Source organism: Paenibacillus sp. JT22N7, assembly GCF_059383875.1.
Genome location: NZ_JBXENY010000010.1, coordinates 290,765 through 310,233 on the forward strand (window position 1 = coordinate 290,765; position 19,469 = coordinate 310,233).

The 19,469-nt window shown below is 51.9% G+C and carries 18 protein-coding genes; 4 read left to right on the forward strand and 14 right to left on the reverse strand.

The window, feature by feature from the left end; genetic code table 11:
- The first annotated feature begins 102 nt into the window (after positions 1 to 102).
- Positions 103 to 342: a hypothetical protein gene (locus AC50Y5_RS25545; protein WP_150131491.1), complete on the forward strand. Its 240-nt coding sequence runs from the start codon at positions 103 to 105 to the stop codon at positions 340 to 342.
- Positions 343 to 346: 4 nt separating this feature from the next.
- On the opposite strand, the gene sda is transcribed toward AC50Y5_RS25545, so the two are convergent.
- The 3 genes from sda to AC50Y5_RS25560 form a co-directional block, all read right to left on the reverse strand.
- On the reverse strand, positions 347 to 490 hold the full coding sequence (gene sda / locus AC50Y5_RS25550; RefSeq protein ID WP_056039437.1) for a sporulation histidine kinase inhibitor Sda: 144 nt from the start codon (positions 488 to 490) through the stop codon (positions 347 to 349).
- Between the two features lie 314 nt (positions 491 to 804).
- On the reverse strand, positions 805 to 1,479 hold the full coding sequence (locus AC50Y5_RS25555) for a YheC/YheD family protein (RefSeq protein WP_494864124.1): 675 nt from the start codon (positions 1,477 to 1,479) through the stop codon (positions 805 to 807).
- Positions 1,480 to 1,605: 126 nt separating this feature from the next.
- Entirely contained in the window at positions 1,606 to 3,513 is a 1,908-nt protein-coding gene (locus AC50Y5_RS25560) for a beta-L-arabinofuranosidase domain-containing protein (RefSeq protein WP_494864125.1), read from the reverse strand.
- Positions 3,514 to 3,640: 127 nt separating this feature from the next.
- On the opposite strand from AC50Y5_RS25560, the gene AC50Y5_RS25565 reads away from it, so the two are divergent.
- On the forward strand, positions 3,641 to 4,507 hold the full coding sequence (locus tag AC50Y5_RS25565) for an AraC family transcriptional regulator (protein ID WP_494864126.1): 867 nt from the start codon (positions 3,641 to 3,643) through the stop codon (positions 4,505 to 4,507).
- Between the two features lie 214 nt (positions 4,508 to 4,721).
- Here the strand turns inward: AC50Y5_RS25565 and AC50Y5_RS25570 are convergent, their stop codons facing one another.
- The 3 genes from AC50Y5_RS25570 to AC50Y5_RS25580 all read right to left on the reverse strand — a co-directional run bounded on the left by AC50Y5_RS25570 (position 4,722) and on the right by AC50Y5_RS25580 (position 8,584).
- The gene (locus tag AC50Y5_RS25570; RefSeq protein ID WP_494864127.1) at positions 4,722 to 5,747 is read right to left on the reverse strand and encodes a dienelactone hydrolase family protein; all 1,026 of its coding nucleotides are present in this window, start codon (positions 5,745 to 5,747) and stop codon (positions 4,722 to 4,724) included.
- A gap of 254 nt (positions 5,748 to 6,001) precedes the next feature.
- Positions 6,002 to 8,167: a DNA topoisomerase III gene (locus AC50Y5_RS25575; protein WP_494864128.1), complete on the reverse strand. Its 2,166-nt coding sequence runs from the start codon at positions 8,165 to 8,167 to the stop codon at positions 6,002 to 6,004.
- Between the two features lie 96 nt (positions 8,168 to 8,263).
- Positions 8,264 to 8,584: a YnfA family protein gene (locus AC50Y5_RS25580; protein WP_494864145.1), complete on the reverse strand. Its 321-nt coding sequence runs from the start codon at positions 8,582 to 8,584 to the stop codon at positions 8,264 to 8,266.
- 152 nt (positions 8,585 to 8,736) lie between these two features.
- Here AC50Y5_RS25580 and AC50Y5_RS25585 point away from each other — a divergent pair, with 152 nt between their 5' ends.
- Entirely contained in the window at positions 8,737 to 9,888 is a 1,152-nt protein-coding gene (locus AC50Y5_RS25585; RefSeq protein ID WP_494864129.1) for a metallophosphoesterase, read from the forward strand.
- A gap of 183 nt (positions 9,889 to 10,071) precedes the next feature.
- On the opposite strand, the gene AC50Y5_RS25590 is transcribed toward AC50Y5_RS25585, so the two are convergent.
- The 4 genes from AC50Y5_RS25590 to AC50Y5_RS25605 form a co-directional block, all read right to left on the reverse strand.
- Positions 10,072 to 10,620, reverse strand: a complete 549-nt coding sequence (locus AC50Y5_RS25590; RefSeq protein WP_494864130.1) for a hypothetical protein — start codon at positions 10,618 to 10,620, stop codon at positions 10,072 to 10,074.
- Positions 10,621 to 10,645: 25 nt separating this feature from the next.
- On the reverse strand, positions 10,646 to 11,464 hold the full coding sequence (locus tag AC50Y5_RS25595; protein ID WP_056039422.1) for a substrate-binding periplasmic protein: 819 nt from the start codon (positions 11,462 to 11,464) through the stop codon (positions 10,646 to 10,648).
- 37 nt (positions 11,465 to 11,501) lie between these two features.
- Positions 11,502 to 12,365, reverse strand: coding sequence for an SDR family oxidoreductase (locus AC50Y5_RS25600; protein ID WP_494864131.1), 864 nt, complete (start codon positions 12,363 to 12,365; stop codon positions 11,502 to 11,504).
- Positions 12,366 to 12,609: 244 nt separating this feature from the next.
- Entirely contained in the window at positions 12,610 to 13,413 is an 804-nt protein-coding gene (locus tag AC50Y5_RS25605; RefSeq protein WP_056039418.1) for an alpha/beta hydrolase, read from the reverse strand.
- A gap of 226 nt (positions 13,414 to 13,639) precedes the next feature.
- Between AC50Y5_RS25605 and AC50Y5_RS25610 the strand changes: the two genes are divergently transcribed.
- Positions 13,640 to 14,836, forward strand: coding sequence for a copper amine oxidase N-terminal domain-containing protein (locus AC50Y5_RS25610; RefSeq protein ID WP_494864132.1), 1,197 nt, complete (start codon positions 13,640 to 13,642; stop codon positions 14,834 to 14,836).
- A gap of 125 nt (positions 14,837 to 14,961) precedes the next feature.
- Here the strand turns inward: AC50Y5_RS25610 and AC50Y5_RS25615 are convergent, their stop codons facing one another.
- The 4 genes from AC50Y5_RS25615 to AC50Y5_RS25630 all read right to left on the reverse strand — a co-directional run bounded on the left by AC50Y5_RS25615 (position 14,962) and on the right by AC50Y5_RS25630 (position 19,465).
- Positions 14,962 to 16,434 carry a gluconokinase gene (locus AC50Y5_RS25615; protein ID WP_494864133.1) on the reverse strand — a complete coding sequence of 491 codons (1,473 nt, stop codon included), beginning with the start codon at positions 16,432 to 16,434 and terminating at the stop codon, positions 14,962 to 14,964.
- A gap of 111 nt (positions 16,435 to 16,545) precedes the next feature.
- A complete protein-coding gene (locus AC50Y5_RS25620; RefSeq protein WP_056039409.1) occupies positions 16,546 to 17,310 on the reverse strand; it encodes an ABC transporter permease in 765 nt (254 codons plus the stop codon).
- 38 nt (positions 17,311 to 17,348) lie between these two features.
- Positions 17,349 to 18,119, reverse strand: coding sequence for an ABC transporter ATP-binding protein (locus tag AC50Y5_RS25625; RefSeq protein WP_056039406.1), 771 nt, complete (start codon positions 18,117 to 18,119; stop codon positions 17,349 to 17,351).
- Complete coding sequence (locus AC50Y5_RS25630) at positions 18,116 to 19,465, reverse strand: LLM class flavin-dependent oxidoreductase (RefSeq protein ID WP_056039403.1); 1,350 nt, start codon at positions 19,463 to 19,465, stop codon at positions 18,116 to 18,118. The genes AC50Y5_RS25625 and AC50Y5_RS25630 overlap by 4 nt, the downstream gene beginning before the upstream one ends.
- Positions 19,466 to 19,469: the final 4 nt, after the last annotated feature.

Sequence of the window (19,469 nt, forward strand, 5' to 3'; positions counted from 1 at the left end):
CAGCCTTCCATACATGCAAGGAAGTAAATACACACAAATAAGGGTATTCTACCTTGGAGCGATGCATAGCATTAAGCGGTGCATGCCAAGGAGGATACCCTTATGTTTTGTCCAGTCTGCAATGGCATCAAGAGAGTGGAAGTAAATTGTGACAAGTGCAATGAAGCGATGAACGATTGCGGGCGTACGCTGGAATGGAGTGATCCTTATGCTCCATACGAGCCTGTATCCATCTCCGGTTCCGCTCGCAATCAGATAGGCGATGCAAGTTGTTTACATACGGCACTGTGCCCAAGCTGCGCGCATACGATAGAAGTGTGCATAAGTGAATGGCAGGAATAACGTCTCAGGCTGTAATGCGCACATCCTCGTCTGTCAATTGCCTTCGCTTCATTTCATAAAGCAGCATTTGAATAAATTCCTGATCTAGCTTAGACTGGACCGCCGCATAGTAGGTGTCCTTAAGAAAATCGTCGGACATAAGCTCCATAATCGGCACTTCCTTTCTTGGCTTTTCTAATGCTTCACCATATTATCACGGGTATAAACGATAGAACAACCGTTCTGGTTATACACAACTGCTTGTGGACAGGGTGTGCATGGCGTGTGTATAAACGTCGAATCTTGAGGATTCGCGCTGTGTACATTGTGGATACGGTTATACACAGTCTCAAATTTTACCATTTCCATAAAAAACTTTAATTACAATCTCTTAATCTATCAATCTTATCGTTTAATGCCATTAGTTAATTTTCCCTCTTATGGAAATTCAGTTAGGAAGCAAAAAAATAAACCCTTTCGGGTTTATTGCGGCCGCGTATTCACCTCGAAAATCCATATCTTCCCGCTCTTGTCGATGCCATAATCGAAGCCCAGCTGTCCAATGCCCGGAAACCGGCTTTCCAGCAGCTGTGTCGCCTGCACCGTCAATTCTCTCATCTTCGATTTTTTTGCCCGAACGACTGTACCGGAAATCGAGCGCCTGATGCCTTCTGCCGCGCTAACCATCGTTCCGCCTCGACAGAGGTTCGTTACGAATAAGCCCTCTCTAGCAATTCTTCCTACCATGGAGCGATAAACCCAGCCTCTATCGGTCTTTACATATTTCACGCGGTAATCGATCGGCCTGCTGCCGACGGACGCAAGAAGGATGCCTTTTTGTATAATATAAGCCCTTCCCTTGCGTTGTTTATCAAGCGCACTCTTCAGAGCATTAAAGCTGCTGAATTGCTTTTTCTTTGCATAGTAGGTGTAAGAATAGCTTGCGCTTCCATCCTGCGTCACCTTAATAACCCCGTGCCCGCCTGCTCCGCAAACCGGCTTGATGACAACCATTCGATGCGTTTGCAGCATGCTCCTCAAGTTTTCCCCAGTATACCGTCTGGTAAGGGGAATATGCGGGGCAATACCCGCGTGTGACAATAATACGGCCGTCTTCGCCCACTTGCTCGCCAACTGCCTGCCCTGATGTTCGCTCAAAAACTACCAGCTCCTTTCCTGCTTCCTCCTCCATAGCATATGTCGGCAAGACGTCTGTCTCTTGGATGATTGACGCAGGTAAGAAGCCCCTCTTGTAAAGGCTGCGAATGCCAGCTAGACCTTTATTTAGTTTGGCTTAATTGAAAAATAAACCGTATACGCCTCTTCCTTAACCTCGTACAGCGGGATGAACCGAAAACCGCGGTCGATGCCTGCCGTCCGGTAATAGCCGCTATTCCACCAGCTGTGATTGCGCTCGCGGTCAGGCGTCAGCAGCGCAGCCGGATGGGCTGGATCACCAGCAAGATGGCGCTCCTCCGCTGTCAAGCCTGCAAGGACGACAGGACCATCGAGAAAAGCAACTTTTCCATCGTCGCCCGGAAGCGGCTCAGCCTTCAGCTCCTTCGGCAGCTCCACCGTGATGATATCTCCATCCTCCCACTGGCGGGCCAGCTTAACGAAGGAGGAAGGCGCATATAAGTCCGCTTCTGCTGGGCGCCCATTAATAGAAATGCTCGCTTGCCCGCCCAGCCACCATGGCATACGCAGCTTAAGCGCGAAGGCGATGGGCTGCTCCGTGCGGATAGTCAGCTTATACTTCATGGCATTCGGACGATGGATGGGCAGCGGCGGGGTATTTACTTTTGTAATAGCCTCCATCCCCGTAACCGACCAATTATTCAGCGGATAGTCCCCATATTGACCATCTTGCTCAAGCTGAAGACGAATGGCACAGCCCTCCCATTCATAGACCAGCTCCGATGAAAGCCACTGGCATACCGATATCCCCTCCTGGTCTGCCAGAAAAATTTGCGAAGCGTAGGCAGCATTGGCCTGCACCAGCGTCCCGTGGCAGCACCAGAAATGCTGAGTTGGTGATCCCCACGCCTTTTGGCTGCCCGCTCCCATGCCAAGAAAATAGGAAACCATGCCAGTATCGCCATGCTGGTGCGCCAGAACACCATTTACAAAACGCCGTTCCCAATAATCGGCATACGCTGCCTCACCGGTCCAGCGCAGCAGCGTATGGGCCAGCCGCATCATATTGTAATTGCAGCAATGCTCTTGACCGACGCCAAGCCTTGCCCCCATGTCTCCAGCAGGCATCCACAGCTCGCCATTATCACCCGCACCCGTTGCTACATATCCTCTATCCGTTACCGCGTTTTTCCAGAAGGCTTCAACTATTTTGCGATATCTTGCCTCGCCCGTTACCTCCCATGCCCGCGCAGCACCCAATATTTCAGGAATTTGCGTGTTGGCATGCTTGTTCGTCAGCACGTCCTGCCCTTCAAGCAGCGCATCGAAAAATCGCCGCCGGTCATATTTTTTAATGAGCGCCAGATGCTTCGGATCACGAGTAATGCCATACAGATCAGCCCATGCTTCCAGCATGCCGCCCGTCTCCAAATCAAGCAGCTCGTCCATTTCCTGCTCGGAAAAGCGTGACGTCCATTGGTGGAACCATGCCGCCAAGCCATTCATAATGGTCAATGCCTTCTGATTGCCAGTCAACACGTACATCTCGTGCAATCCCATAAGCAGCTTGTGAATGGTATAATGCGGCGCCCACACAAATCTTCCTTGTGCCATGCGATTCATATACGTCTGGGGAAAAGCGGCCAGCCACTGTCCATCATTCGCCTGCTGGCATCTTTCAAGCTCCGCTACAATAAAATCGGCTTTCGCTCTCACCTGAGCATCTCCCGTCTGCGAGTAGATCCGGGCAGCTGCAGACAGCCAGTGCCCCATCATATGTCCGCGCAGCTCGCAGGTTGGCGATTCCCAGCCCCAATGCCAATGCTCAGGGCCATCGCTGCTCGTCGTAGTCGCGCTCGTTGTACCCCCATTCCCGCTATAGCTCCACAGCCCGGCTTCCAAATAAAAATTGCGGAGCAGATTCTCATCCGTGAGGCTCATTATATATTTCTTGTTCAGCTCAAAGCGGGCTTTAAGCGGCCCCGGAGATAGCTTCACTTTGCCAGTGGCAAATTCGCTCAGCGCATGCTTGGCAGATAAGTTCCTCTTATTCATCGTCTGCACCCTTCCAGCACAATATTTGTTTTTCCTCCTTAGTCTAAAACGATATAATAAAAGGCGTACATGCACATCGATTAGCAAAACCTATCCTTTTTTTGTGCCAATCAAATAAATCGAACATATGGAGGCCCTTACCTTAACAGCCGATCGTTTTCCATTAGTACGGGACATTGGCTGGAACCAGACAGAGGAGCTATACACGCATCCCGATCGCACGCTGGATTATCATGTTTTTTTGTACGTGGCAAGCGGCAGCATGCAGGTGGAGGAGGAGGGAGTACCCTTCCTAATCCAGGCCAAGCAATATTTATTTTTGAAAAAAGGACTTCATCATTGGGGACGGCATAAAACGGCTGCGGGTACGCAGTGGTATTGGATTCATTTTAATATGGAAAATAGTGAGGATCATGAAAATACCCCTTATAAAGAAAAGGCCCCGCTGCCGGAGCTGGCCCTTTATTATCCCGATCATTATCAATATAGGCTCACTTTGCCAAAGCAGGGCACTGCCTTTCCAGGCATGGAAAACCGTTTGAACGCGCTGATGAAGATGCCCCAGAAGGTGCGATCTCATCAAATGACGAGAACTAGCCTCAGCGTATACGAGCTGCTTCTGGATCTTCACCAAGCGTCTACCCTGGAAAGAAAAAGCACAGGGGCTGAGGAAATTTCCGAGCGGATTATCGCTTTTCTGGGGTCGCATAGCTGCGAGCCTTTTTCAGCCAGTCATTTGGCAGCTGCCTTAAACTTGAATTACAGCTATCTTTCCGCTACATTCAAGCGCGTAACCGGACAAACCATCATTGAGGCGCATACCAGACTAAGGCTCCAGCACGCCGTAGCGTTAATGCGCAGCAGTTCCTTAAACATTTCTGATATTAGCGATCGGCTCGGGTATCAAAATCCATTTTATTTCAGCAGAGTGTTCAAAAAAATGTACGGCGAATCTCCCTCCTCTTACCTAAAGCAATTTTACCGTCCCTATTAAGGACAATGTCGATGGTATTGTCCATCCTTCGCAGGGCGGCTTTACGCATGCAGGCATGTAGGCATGTAGGCATGCTGCCGCTATTCACTGGCTGGCGGAAAGAACAAAGAGGCTGCCCGGCGGCAGCCTCTTTGTTCTTTCTAAATGGTCTATTTTGATGGGTAGGATAGCATTATTCGCTTATACTTTGCCTATATTACCCTTTCACCCTCCCCTACATGGATAGCGTTTCACGCAGCCAATTATAGGAAACCCGCCCGCTAATTTCATGGACACCCGGGAAAATATCGGATTGCAGCTGTCCCGGCACGCCTTCGCGTTCATAAATCGCCTGCAGCTCTGCTGCCGCTTTTTTAAAGCCCTCAACCGGGAAAATCGGATCGTTTTGCCCAGATTCCAGAAACAGTGGACGCGGCGCAATTAGCCCAATCAGCTCGGGAAGCTCGGCGTAGGCCAGCAGGCCTGGCGTATAATTGTCGATACAGTGATGCACCGCAAATATGCTTTCCTTAAACGTATTCGTAAAGCCAGTCAAAACAACGGCCTTTATTCGTTCATCCAGCGCTGCGGCTACATATGAGATAAGTGCTCCGCCGGAAAAACCCATCGCCCCTATGCGGGCTGCATCTACCTCTGGCCTGCCCGCCAAATGGTTAAGCGCTTCCAACACTTCGGCCGTCCGAAGGCCCGTTAGCGTTTTGCCCAGCATCATGAGTTGGGTAGACAATCTATAGCAGGAGCTTGGGGCGTCGGAATTTTCCTGCAAATCCGCATCCAGCCTCCGTTCACCGAAGCCGACGACATCGGGCGCAATAACAACCATGCCTCGCTTTACCAGTTGGACGGCAAAATGCTGATGAATGTTAGGCTCTCCATGGTCTTCCGTCCCGTCCGGAAGCAAACCGACGATTTCCCTGCTGCCATAACCATGCCCATGCACCGCCAATACACCGGGCAGCTGCCCGCTCTTTGCGCCGTCTGGAATGAGCACATACGCTGCGAAGGACAGCCCCGGTGTAGCGGATAGCTCCACCCGTTCCCTCGTATATCCATCGCATTGGACCCGTTCGAGCACGACAGGCTCATGCCCAGAGTTTGATTCAAAAGAACCTATCGCTGATGCAAGCTCTCTCTTTAATTGCAGCCTTCTTCCTTCCCTGCTCTCTGCTTCCGCCGCTTCACGATGCGCTTCAACCGCTTCCTCATAAATCCGATTTAATAGCTGATCCGCTTTCCACATGAACGTTCCTCCTGCCACTGCCAAAATAGTTGCTTCACAACCGCGTTCTTTCTCAAAGAAAACGCTTACGAAAACGATTATATTCCCTATGCCCCTATAACGCTAAAGCCAACGATAACACTAGTCAAGCCTATTTATAAGAAAAAAGCTTCCAGCCTGCTTTTTTATCGCAGGCCGAAGCTTTTTGGGGTTATCCCCATACTTATTTGCTGGCTATCTTGTTTATTAGCTTGCTCGCTAACTTGCTTGATTCCTTACTTGTCGTCTTCCTGCTTGCTCATAGCTGCCTTGAGGGCATCCGCCAAGCTGTTCGAGAGCGACACATTATCGCTGAATTGATTGATCAGTTTTTTCTCCTGATGCTTATTAATCCGGCCGCCCTGTTTATCGCCCAGCATTTCAATGACGTTGCATGGTCGGCACTGTGCGTATTTTCCGGCTTTGCCGTCATGAATTTCCATCTTCTTGCGGCATTGCGGGCAGCGCTTGTTCGACAGCGCCGGCTCAGCCGAGCGGCGATAGCCGCATTCCCGATCTGGACATACAAGCGACTTGCCGCGCTTGCCCTTCACTTCCATCAAGTGCTTGCTGCATTCCGGGCAGCGCGAATGCGTCAGATTATGAGGCTTGTATTCCTTTGTCTCATTTTTCACCTCTGCCACCCATTTGCTCGCCTGCTCGCGAATGCCCGCCATAAATTTCGCTGGGTTGCCCTTGCCAAGCGCAATCCGCTCCAGCTCCCGCTCCCACTCAGCAGTCAGCTCCGGCCGGCGAAGCTCCTCAACGACAATTTCAATCAGCTGCCTGCCTTTTCCCGTTGGCGACAGCTGATTGCCCCGACGCTCAATGGTGTCGGTTCCGAGCAGCTTCTCAATAATATCCGCGCGCGTCGCTGGCGTGCCCAAGCTATACTTCTCCATTCGGCCAAGCAGCGATGCTTCCGTATATCTTGCAGGCGGCAGCGTCCGCAATTCCTTGAAGCGGGCTTGCTTAATCGGCAGCGTCTGCCCCATGCTCATGGCCGGCAGCAGCTGCTCCGGCTGGCGATCCGCCTCGCTGCGTGCTTTATCGTCGTCTTCATCGTCATCGTCGCTAAAGCTTCCGCTGCCAGCTCCACTGTAAAGCTCTTTCCAGCCGCTTTCCTTCTGCACCCGGCCTTTGGCGTACAGCTTATCGCTTCCAACCGCCAGCGTAACGCTCGTCTCATCATAGCGGTACGCTGGCGAGAACAAGGCTAGAAAACGGCGGACGATCAGATCATACAGCTTGCGCTCCTCCGCGCTTAACGCAGACAAATTAACGTATTGCTCCGTTGGAATAATCGCATGGTGATCGCTCACCTTGCTGTCATCAACGAATCGCTTCGTCACAGTTAGCGGACCGCGCAGCAGCTTGCGGGCAAAAGGCGCATAAGGCCCGACCGCCACGCTTTCCAGCCTGCTTTTGAACGTCGGCACGATGTCGCTCGATAGATAGCGCGAGTCGGTACGCGGATAAGTGACGATTTTATGCTGCTCATACAGCTTCTGAAGCACAACCGACGTCTGCTTCGCCGAGAAGCCCAGCCGCTTGTTCGCGTCGCGCTGCAGCTCCGTCAAGTCATAGGCGCCCGGATGCGGCTCCGACTTTTCGACTGTACGCAGCTTGTCGACCTTCGCGCCCTTTCCCTGCAAGCGGGCGACGACTGCCCCTGCTTCATCACGGCCCCATACACGTCCATCATGGCCATCCTGCTCGCGCCATACCGCCTGGAAAGTGCCCATATCGGCAGATACCGTCCAAAACGGCTGGGACTGGAACTGCTCAATTTCCTTCTCCCGGTCCATCAGCGCAGCGAGCGTCGGCGTCTGCACGCGTCCTGCCGCTAGCTGTGCATTGTATTTGGTCGTCAATGCACGGGTGACATTCAGTCCAATTAGCCAGTCCGCCTCGGCGCGGCATACCGCAGATGCATACAAATGGTTATATTCCGCTCCCGGCTTCAGCCTGCTAAAACCATCCTTGATCGCTTTATCCGTCTGCGACGAAATCCAGAGCCGTTTAAACGGCTTGCGCCAATGCACCAGCTCCATAATCCAGCGGGCAACCAGCTCGCCCTCACGCCCGGCATCCGTTGCGATAATAAGCTCGCTAATATCAGAACGCTTGCACAGCTGCGCTACCGCCTTGAACTGATGCGACGTTTCCTTCATCACCTTCAAGTTCATTTTAGGAGGCAGCAGCGGCAAATCCTCCAAACTCCAGGTTCGGTATTTCGGATCATATTCCTCCGGCTCCGCGAGGGTAACCAAATGGCCAAGTGCCCAGGTTACCACATATTTCGGGCCTTCTATGTAGCTTTTATTTTTGTTCGTACAGCCGAGCACACGGGCAATTTCCTTTGCCACGCTTGGCTTTTCCGCGAGCACTAATGATTTCATCTCTTCCATTCGCCCCATTCGTCCAGCTTGTAAAGCTATATTATCCTTACAAATGCTAATGTTGTCAAAAATAGTTCAAGCATGACGCCTAAGCAGCTATCCTCGCGGCGCCCACAAAATAATCGATACGCCGACCAGACATACGGCAGCGCCAATCCAATCGTAAAGATCAGGCGTCCGCTTGTCTACGAGCCAGCCCCAAAGCACCGCCATTGCGACAAACACGCCGCCATATGCCGCATACACTCTGCCAAAGGTCGGAAACGATTGCAGCGTAGGCAAAATCCCGTACAGCACCAAGATCCCACTGCCCACTATGCCGTACCAATAAGGCTTTCCTTCGCGCAGCCAAAGCCACACCAAATAGCCGCCGCCGATTTCTGCAAGCCCAGCAGCAATAAACAATAAAATTTGCATAATTAAAGGCAACGCTAAAGCCCCCTTTTTCCCTCTAGTCTATGACTCTATTTTACCTGACAATTGCCGTTATGCTATAGTATTGTCACCATGAAGGATAATAGATGCTTTGACTTAATCTCATGCACAATGATAATGACTGGGGAGTGCAAATGTTGAAACCGCGTTTGATCGGTACAATCGCTTTAGTATTATTTATTTTTGTGGCTATTAACGCTTATATTGGCTGGAATGGATGGCTTTATTTATCGGCCTTGACTTCTCTGGACAATCCTCTGCCATATGCCTTCGCTGTCGCCATTATTTCTATCTCTTATATCATTGGAAGACTTCTTCAGCCTGTAGCACCTCTGCGCAAAATAGGGCGTGTGTTCAAGCTCATCGGCTCCTACTGGCTCGCGGTAATGGAATATGCGGTGCTGCTGCTTCCTCCAGCAAATCTGATTTATTGGCTGCTGACGAAGCTTGGTATCTCCGCCTCTACAGCTCTGCTTGCAGTAGGCAGCGCAGTCGCCGTTATCATGTTGGCCATTTTGCTGCGCGGGAGCTGGAATGCGTGGTCGCCGGTCGTTCGCACTTATTCCATTACGATTGCCAAGCCAGCAGGACCACGCACATCGCTGCGTATCGGCATGGCCTCTGACATCCACCTCGGCACCATCGTCGGCAAACGCCATTTGGCGCGGCTTGCGAAGGCTATGGAGCATATGAAGCCCGATTTGATTTTGCTGCCTGGCGACGTCATCGATGATGATATTGCCCCCTATTTGGATGACAATATGTCCGAGGTCATGAAGCGTCTGCGTGCGCCGCTCGGCGTCTACGCTGTGCTTGGCAATCATGAATATTATGGCGGACACATTGCCCGCTTCATTGCGGAGATGGATGCTGTCGGCATACGCGTCCTGTTGGACGAGAGCGTGAAAATTGACGACGGCTTTTACATCATTGGCCGCAAGGACTTAACCGCGAAGCGATCAGACCCGGAAGGCCGTCAATCCGTGAAGGAGCTCGTCGCAGCGCTTGACGCTACCCTGCCGCTCATCATGATGGATCATCAGCCCTCCGATCTGGAGCAGGCTTCGCTGCAGGGCATTGATCTTTCCTTGTCCGGCCATACCCACCGCGGTCAAATGATGCCGAACCACTTGTTCACAAGACGGCTGTTCGAGCTGGACTGGGGCTTTTTGCAAAAAGGACAGCTGCATGCCATCGTCTCCTCCGGCTTCGGCACCTGGGGACCGCCGCTTCGCATCGGCAGCCGCGCAGAAATTATTCAGCTCAACGTCGAATTTCGTCCATAAGCTGCACACGCTTGCCGCTATACTTTACCTGCTGGATTTTGCCTGATGGATTGCTGCTGACTTTAGCAAAAAAACAAAAAGACTGGCGATGACCTTATCGGGTGCCTTCTTGCACAGCCCGATGCGTCGCCAGTCTTTTTTATGCCCATGCGTTTATTGATTGCACGCTTATTGATCATTCGTTTATTGGTTGTTCGTCCGAACCTGTTGAAAGGTGCGCCCCACCCAGCCAAAAATAACCTGTGTTTTAATGATTAACAGTAATCCTAGCCCCAGCTTCACTATGCATTCCATTATGACAGCCCAGTTGGAATAAAGAAACGGCTGCGTTACTGTATAGCTCGTTTCATTAACTTGCAGAAGCTGAATGATCGTTGACGCGAGCGTAGGCAAGGTTAGCACAATAAGGATGACGCCTGTAAGCGACAACGCAAGCTTGTAAAGCTCGTCGCTGGCGAATCGAGTAGCTGGAAGCGCCTCTGCGGCGTCTTCTACTTGGCCTTGCACAATACGCAGTACGAGGCCTTCTGCCTTCGACCATAGAAAAACGCTTGCCGCCACATAAACGAGGCCTGGCAGTACCAGAGACAAATACGCCCACGCCGATACATGAGCATCGCTGCCGCTCAGCATAATAGGCGCTACTACATCCATCAGCCTTCCAATGCCTGCTACCAAAAAATAAATCGCCAACACGCGAATAGCTGTAAAAGCAAATTGCCGTTGTTTCATGTGTGTTCCTCCTTCGTTTTCCCCATTATTGCAGCCATTTGCTGTACAGCACATCCGCATCGCCATTTTCCTGCAGCCTGTGTATGACCTGATTGACGACCTGAAGCAATTCGGTCTGCCCTTTGACGACAGCTATCCCGAAGCCTTCTTGGGTAAATGCGCCGCCTACCAGCTCCAAGTGTGCCTCGGGATAATGCTGATTGTAGCTGACCTGCTTTAAATAATCGTTAAATACGATATCTACCTCGCCAGAGCGCAAGGCTTCCATACATTCCGCTACCGAAGCATACGATCGTATTTTAATTTCTTTGCCCTGCGCAATAAGCGCTTCTGCTTCCCGCTCGCTGGTCGCCTGCGTTTTTACACCAATCGTCTTGCCAGTCAAATCATTAAGCGAGCGTACCGAATGATCGCTCATCCGCTTGACGATTGCCATGCCGGAATCCAAATATTTATCCGACATATCGACGGTGCGTTCCCGCTCCTCGGTAATATACATACTGGCTATAACCATGTCGGCTTTACCCAGCTGCAAGGCGTTAAGCAGCTCAGCAAAGGGCATTTTTTTCCATTCAATGTCTACGCCAATTTCGTCTGCAATCGCTTGCGCCAAATCCACATCGTACCCTATAAACTCGCCTGTCTCTTCATCCGTATATTCAAACGGGTAATTTTCGGTTGTGGCGATAACCAGCTTGCCCGACTGTTTAATGATTGGCAGCCATTGCAGCATGGCAGGGTTGCTTCTCTCAGGCTTCGGCGCATCCTTCGTACAGCCAGCCAGCATGAGGCTAAACAACGCAAGCAGCGCGATAGCCGACTTGACAGCTGCTTTCTCAAACATTCAAACAACCTCCCACGATAACGCCCCCCAGCTCGCTTTATTTCGCTTGCTTTCTGTGTTCAAGCTGCTGCTCGCTCCATTCCCAAAGCCGCTTGGCAACCTGCTCATCCATTGCTTTAGCAGACACTTCCTCCCTTTTTTGCTTATAAAAATAGTGCCCGCTTACCGCTCCGCCTTCCTCCGAGCTCGCCAAATACAGCGCCGTCTGCGCCCCCTGCAGCGAAGTTAAGAAAAAAGGCCGCAGCAGCGCATGCATGCTTTTGCCGAATCCCGTCTGGCGGTTAACGCCGAGCGACGTTCCTACCGCTCCTGGATGCAGGCAATTAACCGTCACCTTCGTATGCGCCAGCCGCCTAGCCAGCTCCTTGGTGAACAAAATATTGGCCAGCTTCGATTGGGCATAACCCTTTACTACACTAAAGCCTCGAGTCAGATTTATGTCTTCAAAATGGATTTTCCCCGCTTTATATGCGCCCGAGGATACATTGACTACTCTGCCCTGCGGTGATCGCTCCAGCAGCTCCAATAGCGATGTCGTCAGTAAAAAATGGCCCAGATGATTAACGCCGATCATGCTTTCATAACCATCCTTGGTTAGCTCGCGCTTCAGCGATACAACGCCTGCATTGTTTAGCAGCACATCCAGCCGGTCGTACCGCTGCTTGAAAGCTTCGCAAAAGGCAGCAATGCTCGCAAAATCTCCAAGATCACAGGCCATCAGCTCAATATGCGCAGCACCGCTTGCGGCAAGTGCCTGCTGCCTTGCGGCTTCGCCGCGCTCCAGGCTGCGGCAAGCCATAATAACGTCCGCGCCAGCCTTAGCCAGCTCCGTAGCTGATGCCAATCCCATGCCCGCATTTGCTCCGGTAACAAGTACGATTTTCCCTCTCATTTGCATCATGCTTCTCAGCTCCGCTTCTCTATCTATATCGTCATAAGCCGATTATAAGGGTGACGCTTATAATGGCTTATATTTATAAAAAGGCCTCCGGCTTTTCCCGGAGACCCTGTGACTGCTGCTGCACCAAATGCCCAAGCCCATAGCAGCAGGCCAGCAAGCCCTTAGGACCAATCCTCAGATTGAATGAATAATTCGCTCCTGCGCCCTGCTGCTGTACTCATGCTGTTCGCTATTGTAGCTATCGTTACTGAACCTCTAAATCTTCCGTAAAGCCGCGTTTTTTCAGCCAGTTGCCGCAGCATAAGCTCCAAGTATGCGCTTCAGGATGGTCATAGGCAAGGCCGATGCCATGTCCGCCGCTCTCATAAATGTGCATTTCATAAGGAACGCCGCTGCTAGCAAGCGCTGCTGCAAACATTAAGCTGTTCTGGACCGGAACGGCCCCGTCATCTGCGCAATGCCAGAGGAAGGTCGGCGGTGTCTGCTCCGTAACTTGCAGCTCGTTCGACAGCTCCCTGCGAAGCTCCTCAGGCGCATCATCACCAAGCAAATGGACCAAGGAGCCATCGTGACGGAACTCCCCTAGCGAAATAACCGGATAACACAGAACCATCGCATCTGGGCGGCTGCTTGCACGTTCGATCGGATCGGAGCTGCTGCTGTCTCCGGCATCAAAATGCGTGCCGACTGTGGAAGCCAGATGACCGCCAGCCGAGAAGCCGAGTATGCCAATACGCGCGGGATCAATGCCGAACTCAGCTGCCTGGCTTCTGACGATCCGCATGGCGCGCTTCGCGTCACCGAGCGGAATAGGATGCTTATGCGGAGCTACACGGTAATGAAGAACAAATGCATGCAAGCCTAAATCATTTAACCACTTAGCAATTGGCTCTCCTTCATGATCGGCACGATAGCGATAACCGCCGCCTGGAAGCACGATGACTGCTGCTAGTGGCTTACCCGACTTGATAAGATGAGGCACTAAATACGGGCGCTCACCTTCCACATTTTCATAAGCTGATTCTGGCCATAATGCTATTTCCGTCATATGCGAAACCTCCGAATTAACATTTTATGCTAATGATAGCCCTTGCTTCAAAGCCATTATACATGAATTCCACTTGGAGTATGTCAATTCCTTCATCACGTTAGACAACTAAATCGAATTTTATTCAGCCAAAATTGTAACTATTTGTAGTGTGGCTGCGTCTTTAATTTTAGACTAAGCTTAGAAGGCATGGCAATAGCAACGACCTTAAATAGGAGGAATAAGGATGAAACGTTTACGCACTGCTTTTACAGTCATTCCAGCAATCAGCCTCGCAGCTTCGTTAATGGGAGCGCCTCTTGCATCAGCAGCACTTCCAGTAAGCAGCAGCGATTACATAACAGCGGCGGCAGTTGCACCAGCCGCCAAGAAAATAACGCTTAAGGTGAACGGAAACTCCTATGTGACCGAATCGGCCCCTTTTATATCACAAAGCTCGGTGTATATGCCGCTTCGTGAGGTTGGCGAGCTGCTAGGAGCCCTTGTGTCTTGGGATGCAGCAGCCAAAGCCGTCACGATGAGCTACCCGGGACATCTGGTTACGTTGAAGGTCGGGTCCACGGAGGCGATCAACAACGGCAAGCAGATCAAGCTGAACACCCCGCTTCAAGTGATTAAAGGCCATGTCTACGTACCGCTGCGCTTTTTCTCGGAATCCATTGGGGCAAGCGTGACTTGGAAACAGGCCGATAACACAGTAGGGATTAACCAGAAGGTCACTTATCAAACGGGTGGCAGCTTGCAATCCGGCGCAGCATGGCTAGATACGGCAACTGGCAATCTGTATACGGCGCTTGGCAAATCCGATATTCCCCAGCTTGCGGGCAAGCTTAAGCTGGATGCAGACATCGCCGGCTACTGGGGCCTTTCAACTAAAGCAATCGGGACCAGCGGCCTTATGGTATCCATTCTCTTCAACTATGGCGAGCCTAGCGTTCAGTTCCAATCCCACGCCGCTTATATTAAAGATCATAAGCTGGTCAAGCAAGCTGCTGCGAAATACTTCAAGCGCTATGAGCCTAACATCGTCGCCATGAACAACAACCCTTTGCTGACGGACGGCAAAACGTTATCTCTGCTGGACAGCAGCGGAGCCACTTTGGAGGAATATGATCTTCCCAAGCTGGGTGGCAAAGATGAAGTGTATGCCGTGCTAGGCATGGGCCAAGGCTACCTAATTATTCGTCCTAACCAAACAGGGCTGCTTACTTTAGTCGATTTGAAGACGGGCAACGCTACGCTTCTTTATAAACAGTTCTTGTCTGCTGCCGAGCAGGAATATGCGGAAAAGAACGACATTCCTTATTATGGCGATGAGCTTGCTTTCACTGGCGAAACGTCCAAAGGCGTCCTCAGCTTCTCCTATCGCAGCGCCCTCGATGGCAAAAGCTATACCTACAGCTATTCGCTGAATAAAGCGTAAACGGCTAATGCTTATGTTTAAATAATAAAACAAGCCCCGATAGCGATTTATTACCGCTGCCGGGGCTTGTTTTATTGGCGGCTGCCCGCCTATTAAATGGTGCGGCTTAATGATTAGGCTGCCCTTTAGAAAAAGGCTGCCATCGTCTTCGCCAGCTTTTCATAATTCGCATAAATTTCTTTGTAGCGCTTGCTCATCTCCGGGTTCGGCACAACAGGCTTGTCCATTGGAATATGCTGCTTAATTTCCTCATAGGAGCTCGCATGGCCAGTTGCTACTAATGAAGTCCAAGCGGCGCCCCATGCGGCGCTATGATGGTTTTCCGAAACGTATATTTCGGCGTCGAAAATATCCGCCATCATTTGCAGCCAGAGCGGCGAGCGGGACAGCCCGCCGTTCACATACATTTTTTGCGGCGCGCCCGCCAGCTTCTCCAGCGCCTTGCCAATTTGATACAGGTTGAACGTTACACCCTCAAGCACCGCGCGAATTAAGTGTGCCCGCTCATGGGTCATCGTTAAGCCGTAGAAATTGCCCTTCGCCCGCTGATTCCACAGCGGTGCCCGTTCGCCGTTCAAATACGGCAGGAAAAGCAGGCCGTCCGCGCCGGGAGCAATCTTTTCAGCCTCAGCCAGAAAAGCCTCGTAGCCGCCCTCATAATTCAGCGTATCCTTCAGCCATTGCAGCGCAATGCCGCCATTGTTCGTCGGGCCGCCGACGATATACGTGTCCTTCGTAAAAGAGTAGCAGAACGTCTCGCGGCTATCGCTCACCTTCGCCTGATGCGTAAGCTGGCGGATTGCCCCGCTCGTCCCAACAGATACGGCAACCTCGCCGGGAAGAATCGCGCCAATGCCGAGGTTAGACAGCTGCCCATCCGCAGATCCAATCGCGAAGGGCAGGTCCCTTGAGACGCCCATTTGCGCAGCAATATCCGCATTCAGCCCCGAGAGAATTTCCGTTGGCGGCACGATTTCGGACAGCTGTGCTGCTGAAATGCCCGTTAACGCCAGCAGCTCTGGCTCCCAGTCCAGCTTGGCTGGATTGAATAAGCCGGTTGCCGAAGCCATCGCATAATCGATTTTGCGTTGTCCGAACCAACAGTAAAGCAAATATTCCTTAATCGACATAAAATAGCTCGCTTGCTCATAAGGCTCATAGTTATTTTCTTTCATCCACAGCAGCTTCATGAGCGGCGTCATCGGGTGAATCGGCGTTCCCGTCGCCTTGTACACCTGCTCCCCGCTTGCTTCCAGCAGCGCTTCCGCCTGGCCCGCGCTTCTTCCATCCGCCCAAATAATCGCCGGAGAAGTCGGATTGCCAGCTGCGTCAAGCGTCAGAATCGCATGCATCGCCGCCGAAAAACCGAGCGCCAGCAGCTCGCCTTCCTCTACCTTCGCCTTCTCAATCGCTTCTCTAATAGCGAGCACGGCCGAGCGCTCGATTTCTACCGGGCTTTGCTCCACCCAGCCTTGCTGCGGGTAGTAGAACGTATTCATTTTCTCCACATCTGCGACCAAATGGCCGTTTCGATCAAAAATACAAGCTTTCACGCTGGTTGTCCCCAGATCAAGCCCGATTACCAGCTCTCTTCCCATCTCTCATCGTCCTTTTCGTCTCCAGCTCCGAAGGGCCGTATTTTCCGCTTGCTATCGTTTTATTATAACTGATTTGCGGGACGAATGAGCGGTATGGGTTGTTTTTTTGCATTATCCCCGGTAGTTATCCTGCCACTTCAGCAGTCGGCGCTCCAGCAATCGTACGGCCGAGTCGGCCAGCTTGCCAACAGCGGCAAACACGAAAATGCCAACGAACACGGCGCCTGTCCGCACATACGATCTGGCATCCTGAATCAGATAGCCGACGCCGCTGTCGGCTCCCATTAATTCAGCTACAACGAGGCACAGCCAAGCTATGCTGAGCGATAGGCGAAGGCCCAGCAACACGTTGGGCAAGGCGGCGGGGAGCATCAGCTTCGTCACCTGCTTGTAACGGCTAAACTCAAGCACGCGCGCTACGTCGAACAGCTTTTTATCGACACCCCTGACACCGAGAAAGGTGTTCACATACAGCGGGAAAAACGCACCCATTGCAATCAACAGCACCTTGGACAGCTCGCCAAAACCAAACCACAAAATGAACAAAGGAGTAATTGAGAGCAAAGGCACGGTCCGCAGCATCTGTACGGTAGGATCAACCAATTCCTCGACTTTTACATACATGCCAACCAATAAGCCAATAAGCAGCCCCAAGCTCCCGCCCAGTAAAAAGCCGAGCGCGGCGCGCACGACGCTAATGCGGATATGATAGTACAATTCCCCTGAAAGGAGCATCGCGAACAGATCCCCAAAAATGGAGCTTGGTGCTGGAAAAAGCTTAGGGTCTGCCGCTCCCGACCAAGACGCCCACTGCCATAGAAGCAGCACGCAGACCGGGATAACAGCCCCTTTCCACCATTTTCCTGATTGTTTCATATTATCTCCTTCATGTTGGTATCACGATGCCTCCAGCTTTAAATGACCCAGTTTTCCTCTGGCTCCTCCTGCTTCTCCAGCACTCGCATGACTTGAGAACGCAGCTCTTGAAAGCCTTGGCTATGCCGCGTGCGCGGATAGGGCAAATCATTGCGAACAATCTGCTTGATTCGCCCTGGCCGAGCATCCATAACTACGATTCTTTCGGATAAAAAAACCGCTTCGTCGATATCATGAGTGACGAGCAGCATCGTCGCCCGATTATTGCGCCAAATGTCCAGTAGTGCTTCCTGCATATGCGTGCGGGTGAAGGCGTCGAGCGCGCCGAAGGGCTCATCCAGCAGCAGCACCTGCGGGCTTTGCATAAGTGCCCTTGCAATAGCGACCCGCTGGGACATCCCGCCAGACAGCTCCTTCGGATACGCCTTCTCAAACCCTTCCAAACGCACCAGCTTAATCATCGCATCCACCTGCCCGCGAACCTCTTTATTTCTTAGCGATTGATTAGCAGCAATATTCCGCTCCACCGTAAGCCACGGGAAAAGGCGATGCTCTTGAAAAATAAACCCTTTGTCGCGGCTGGGCTTGCCTGTATCGACCCCACCAAGCAGCACGGAACCCTCGTAATCGGCATCGAGTCCGGCGATAATTTTGAGCAATGTGCTTTTGCCGCAGCCGCTCGGCCCGATGATGGTAACAAATTCGCCGGGACTCAGACTCAAATGAATGTCAGCGAGCACATGATTCTGCTTTTCCGCCCTGAAGGTTTTGTCCACCGCAATCAATTCCAGCTTGCCGCTGCCGCTCATGCGTCCACGCCGCTTTCTTGCCGGGCATAGCGGCTGGCAGGACGACGCAGCCCCAAGTTTTCGCGCAAGGTGCCGCCTTCATATTCCGTGCGAAACAAGCCGCGCCGCTGAAGCACCGGAATAATCTTTTCTACAAAACTATCCAGTCCGCCAGGCATGTAGGGCGGCATAATGTTAAAGCCATCTGCCGCCTCCTCGCGCAGCCATACTTCCATCTGGTCCGCAATTTGTTCGGGCGTTCCAATCACGGTAAGATGACCCCTTGCCGAAGCAAACCGCAAATAGACTTCCCTCACCGTCAAGCCTTCTCTTCTAGCCGTCTCCATCACCAGCTGAAAACGGCTGCGAGTGCCGCCAGCCTCCTGCAGCTCTGGGAACGGTTCGTCGTCGCCATAGCCCGAAAGATCAATATTATCGAATACGCCGCCTAGCAAGGCAGTACCGATTTTGCGGTCCACCAGCTGTTGAAGCTGCTGGTAGTTCGCTTCGGCTTCTTCCTGTGTGTCCCCTATAATAGGGAACAAGCCGGGCATTATTTTAATGTCATCACGGGAGCGGCCGTTTGCTTCCGCGAGTTCTTTTACTTGCTTATAAAATTTCTTTGCGCTGTCCAACTGATTTTGCACCGTGAATACGACATCGGCATTTTTTGCCGCGAATTGCTGCCCAGTCCCGGATGATCCCGCCTGAATAATGACCGGACGCCCTTGCACGGGACGGGCTACGTTCAGCGGCCCCTGTACGGAGAAAAATGTCCCTTGATGGTTCAGCACATGTACTTTATCCAAGTCAAAATACTCGCCGCTCTCCTTATCCGCCTGCACCGCATCCTCATCCCAGCTATCCCATAAACCGGACGCCACCTGGAAAAATTCATCCGCCCGCTCATAACGAAGCTCATGATCAAGAATTTCATCCTGGCCAAAATTGTGGGCTTCGTCATTCAGCGCCGACGTTACGACGTTCCAGGCCGCCCTGCCATCGCTAATATGATCAAGGGATGCGAATTTGCGCGCAGCATGATAGGGCTCATTAAAGGTAGTCGAGAAGGTAGCCGCGAGGCCGATATGCTCCGTTACAGCAGCCAGATTCGACAGCAGCGTCAGCGGCTCCAGCTTGCCATAGCGGTCGGTCAAGGCCGATTTGTATGGCAGCGGAACGGCGAGATCATCGGCCAGAAACATCAGATCAAACTTCCCTCGCTCTGCCGTCTTGGCAAGCTGTTGATAATAGCGAACGTTGTGGCTTTGGAGCGTAGCCGTCTCAGGATGCCTCCATGCAGCGGCGTGATGCCCCGTGCTTTGAATAAACAAGCCCAGCTTTAATTGTTTTGGCGTATCGCTCATTTTC

Bases quoted from the DNA above. Each gene is read 5' to 3' on its own strand.
- AC50Y5_RS25615 (WP_494864133.1), bottom strand. From the start codon at position 16,434: ATGGGAAGAGAGCTGGTAATCGGGCTTGATCTGGGGACAACCAGCGTG.
- AC50Y5_RS25570 (WP_494864127.1), bottom strand. From the start codon at position 5,747: ATGTGGAAAGCGGATCAGCTATTAAATCGGATTTATGAGGAAGCGGTT.
- AC50Y5_RS25630 (WP_056039403.1), bottom strand. From the start codon at position 19,465: ATGAGCGATACGCCAAAACAATTAAAGCTGGGCTTGTTTATTCAAAGC.
- AC50Y5_RS25565 (WP_494864126.1), top strand. From the start codon at position 3,641: ATGGAGGCCCTTACCTTAACAGCCGATCGTTTTCCATTAGTACGGGAC.
- AC50Y5_RS25560 (WP_494864125.1), bottom strand. From the start codon at position 3,513: ATGAATAAGAGGAACTTATCTGCCAAGCATGCGCTGAGCGAATTTGCC.
- AC50Y5_RS25580 (WP_494864145.1), bottom strand. From the start codon at position 8,584: ATGCAAATTTTATTGTTTATTGCTGCTGGGCTTGCAGAAATCGGCGGC.
- AC50Y5_RS25595 (WP_056039422.1), bottom strand. From the start codon at position 11,464: ATGTTTGAGAAAGCAGCTGTCAAGTCGGCTATCGCGCTGCTTGCGTTG.
- AC50Y5_RS25600 (WP_494864131.1), bottom strand. From the start codon at position 12,365: ATGATGCAAATGAGAGGGAAAATCGTACTTGTTACCGGAGCAAATGCG.
- AC50Y5_RS25620 (WP_056039409.1), bottom strand. From the start codon at position 17,310: ATGAAACAATCAGGAAAATGGTGGAAAGGGGCTGTTATCCCGGTCTGC.
- AC50Y5_RS25545 (WP_150131491.1), top strand. From the start codon at position 103: ATGTTTTGTCCAGTCTGCAATGGCATCAAGAGAGTGGAAGTAAATTGT.
- AC50Y5_RS25625 (WP_056039406.1), bottom strand. From the start codon at position 18,119: ATGAGCGGCAGCGGCAAGCTGGAATTGATTGCGGTGGACAAAACCTTC.
- AC50Y5_RS25610 (WP_494864132.1), top strand. From the start codon at position 13,640: ATGAAACGTTTACGCACTGCTTTTACAGTCATTCCAGCAATCAGCCTC.
- AC50Y5_RS25585 (WP_494864129.1), top strand. From the start codon at position 8,737: ATGTTGAAACCGCGTTTGATCGGTACAATCGCTTTAGTATTATTTATT.
- sda (WP_056039437.1), bottom strand. From the start codon at position 490: ATGGAGCTTATGTCCGACGATTTTCTTAAGGACACCTACTATGCGGCG.
- AC50Y5_RS25590 (WP_494864130.1), bottom strand. From the start codon at position 10,620: ATGAAACAACGGCAATTTGCTTTTACAGCTATTCGCGTGTTGGCGATT.
- AC50Y5_RS25605 (WP_056039418.1), bottom strand. From the start codon at position 13,413: ATGACGGAAATAGCATTATGGCCAGAATCAGCTTATGAAAATGTGGAA.
- AC50Y5_RS25575 (WP_494864128.1), bottom strand. From the start codon at position 8,167: ATGAAATCATTAGTGCTCGCGGAAAAGCCAAGCGTGGCAAAGGAAATT.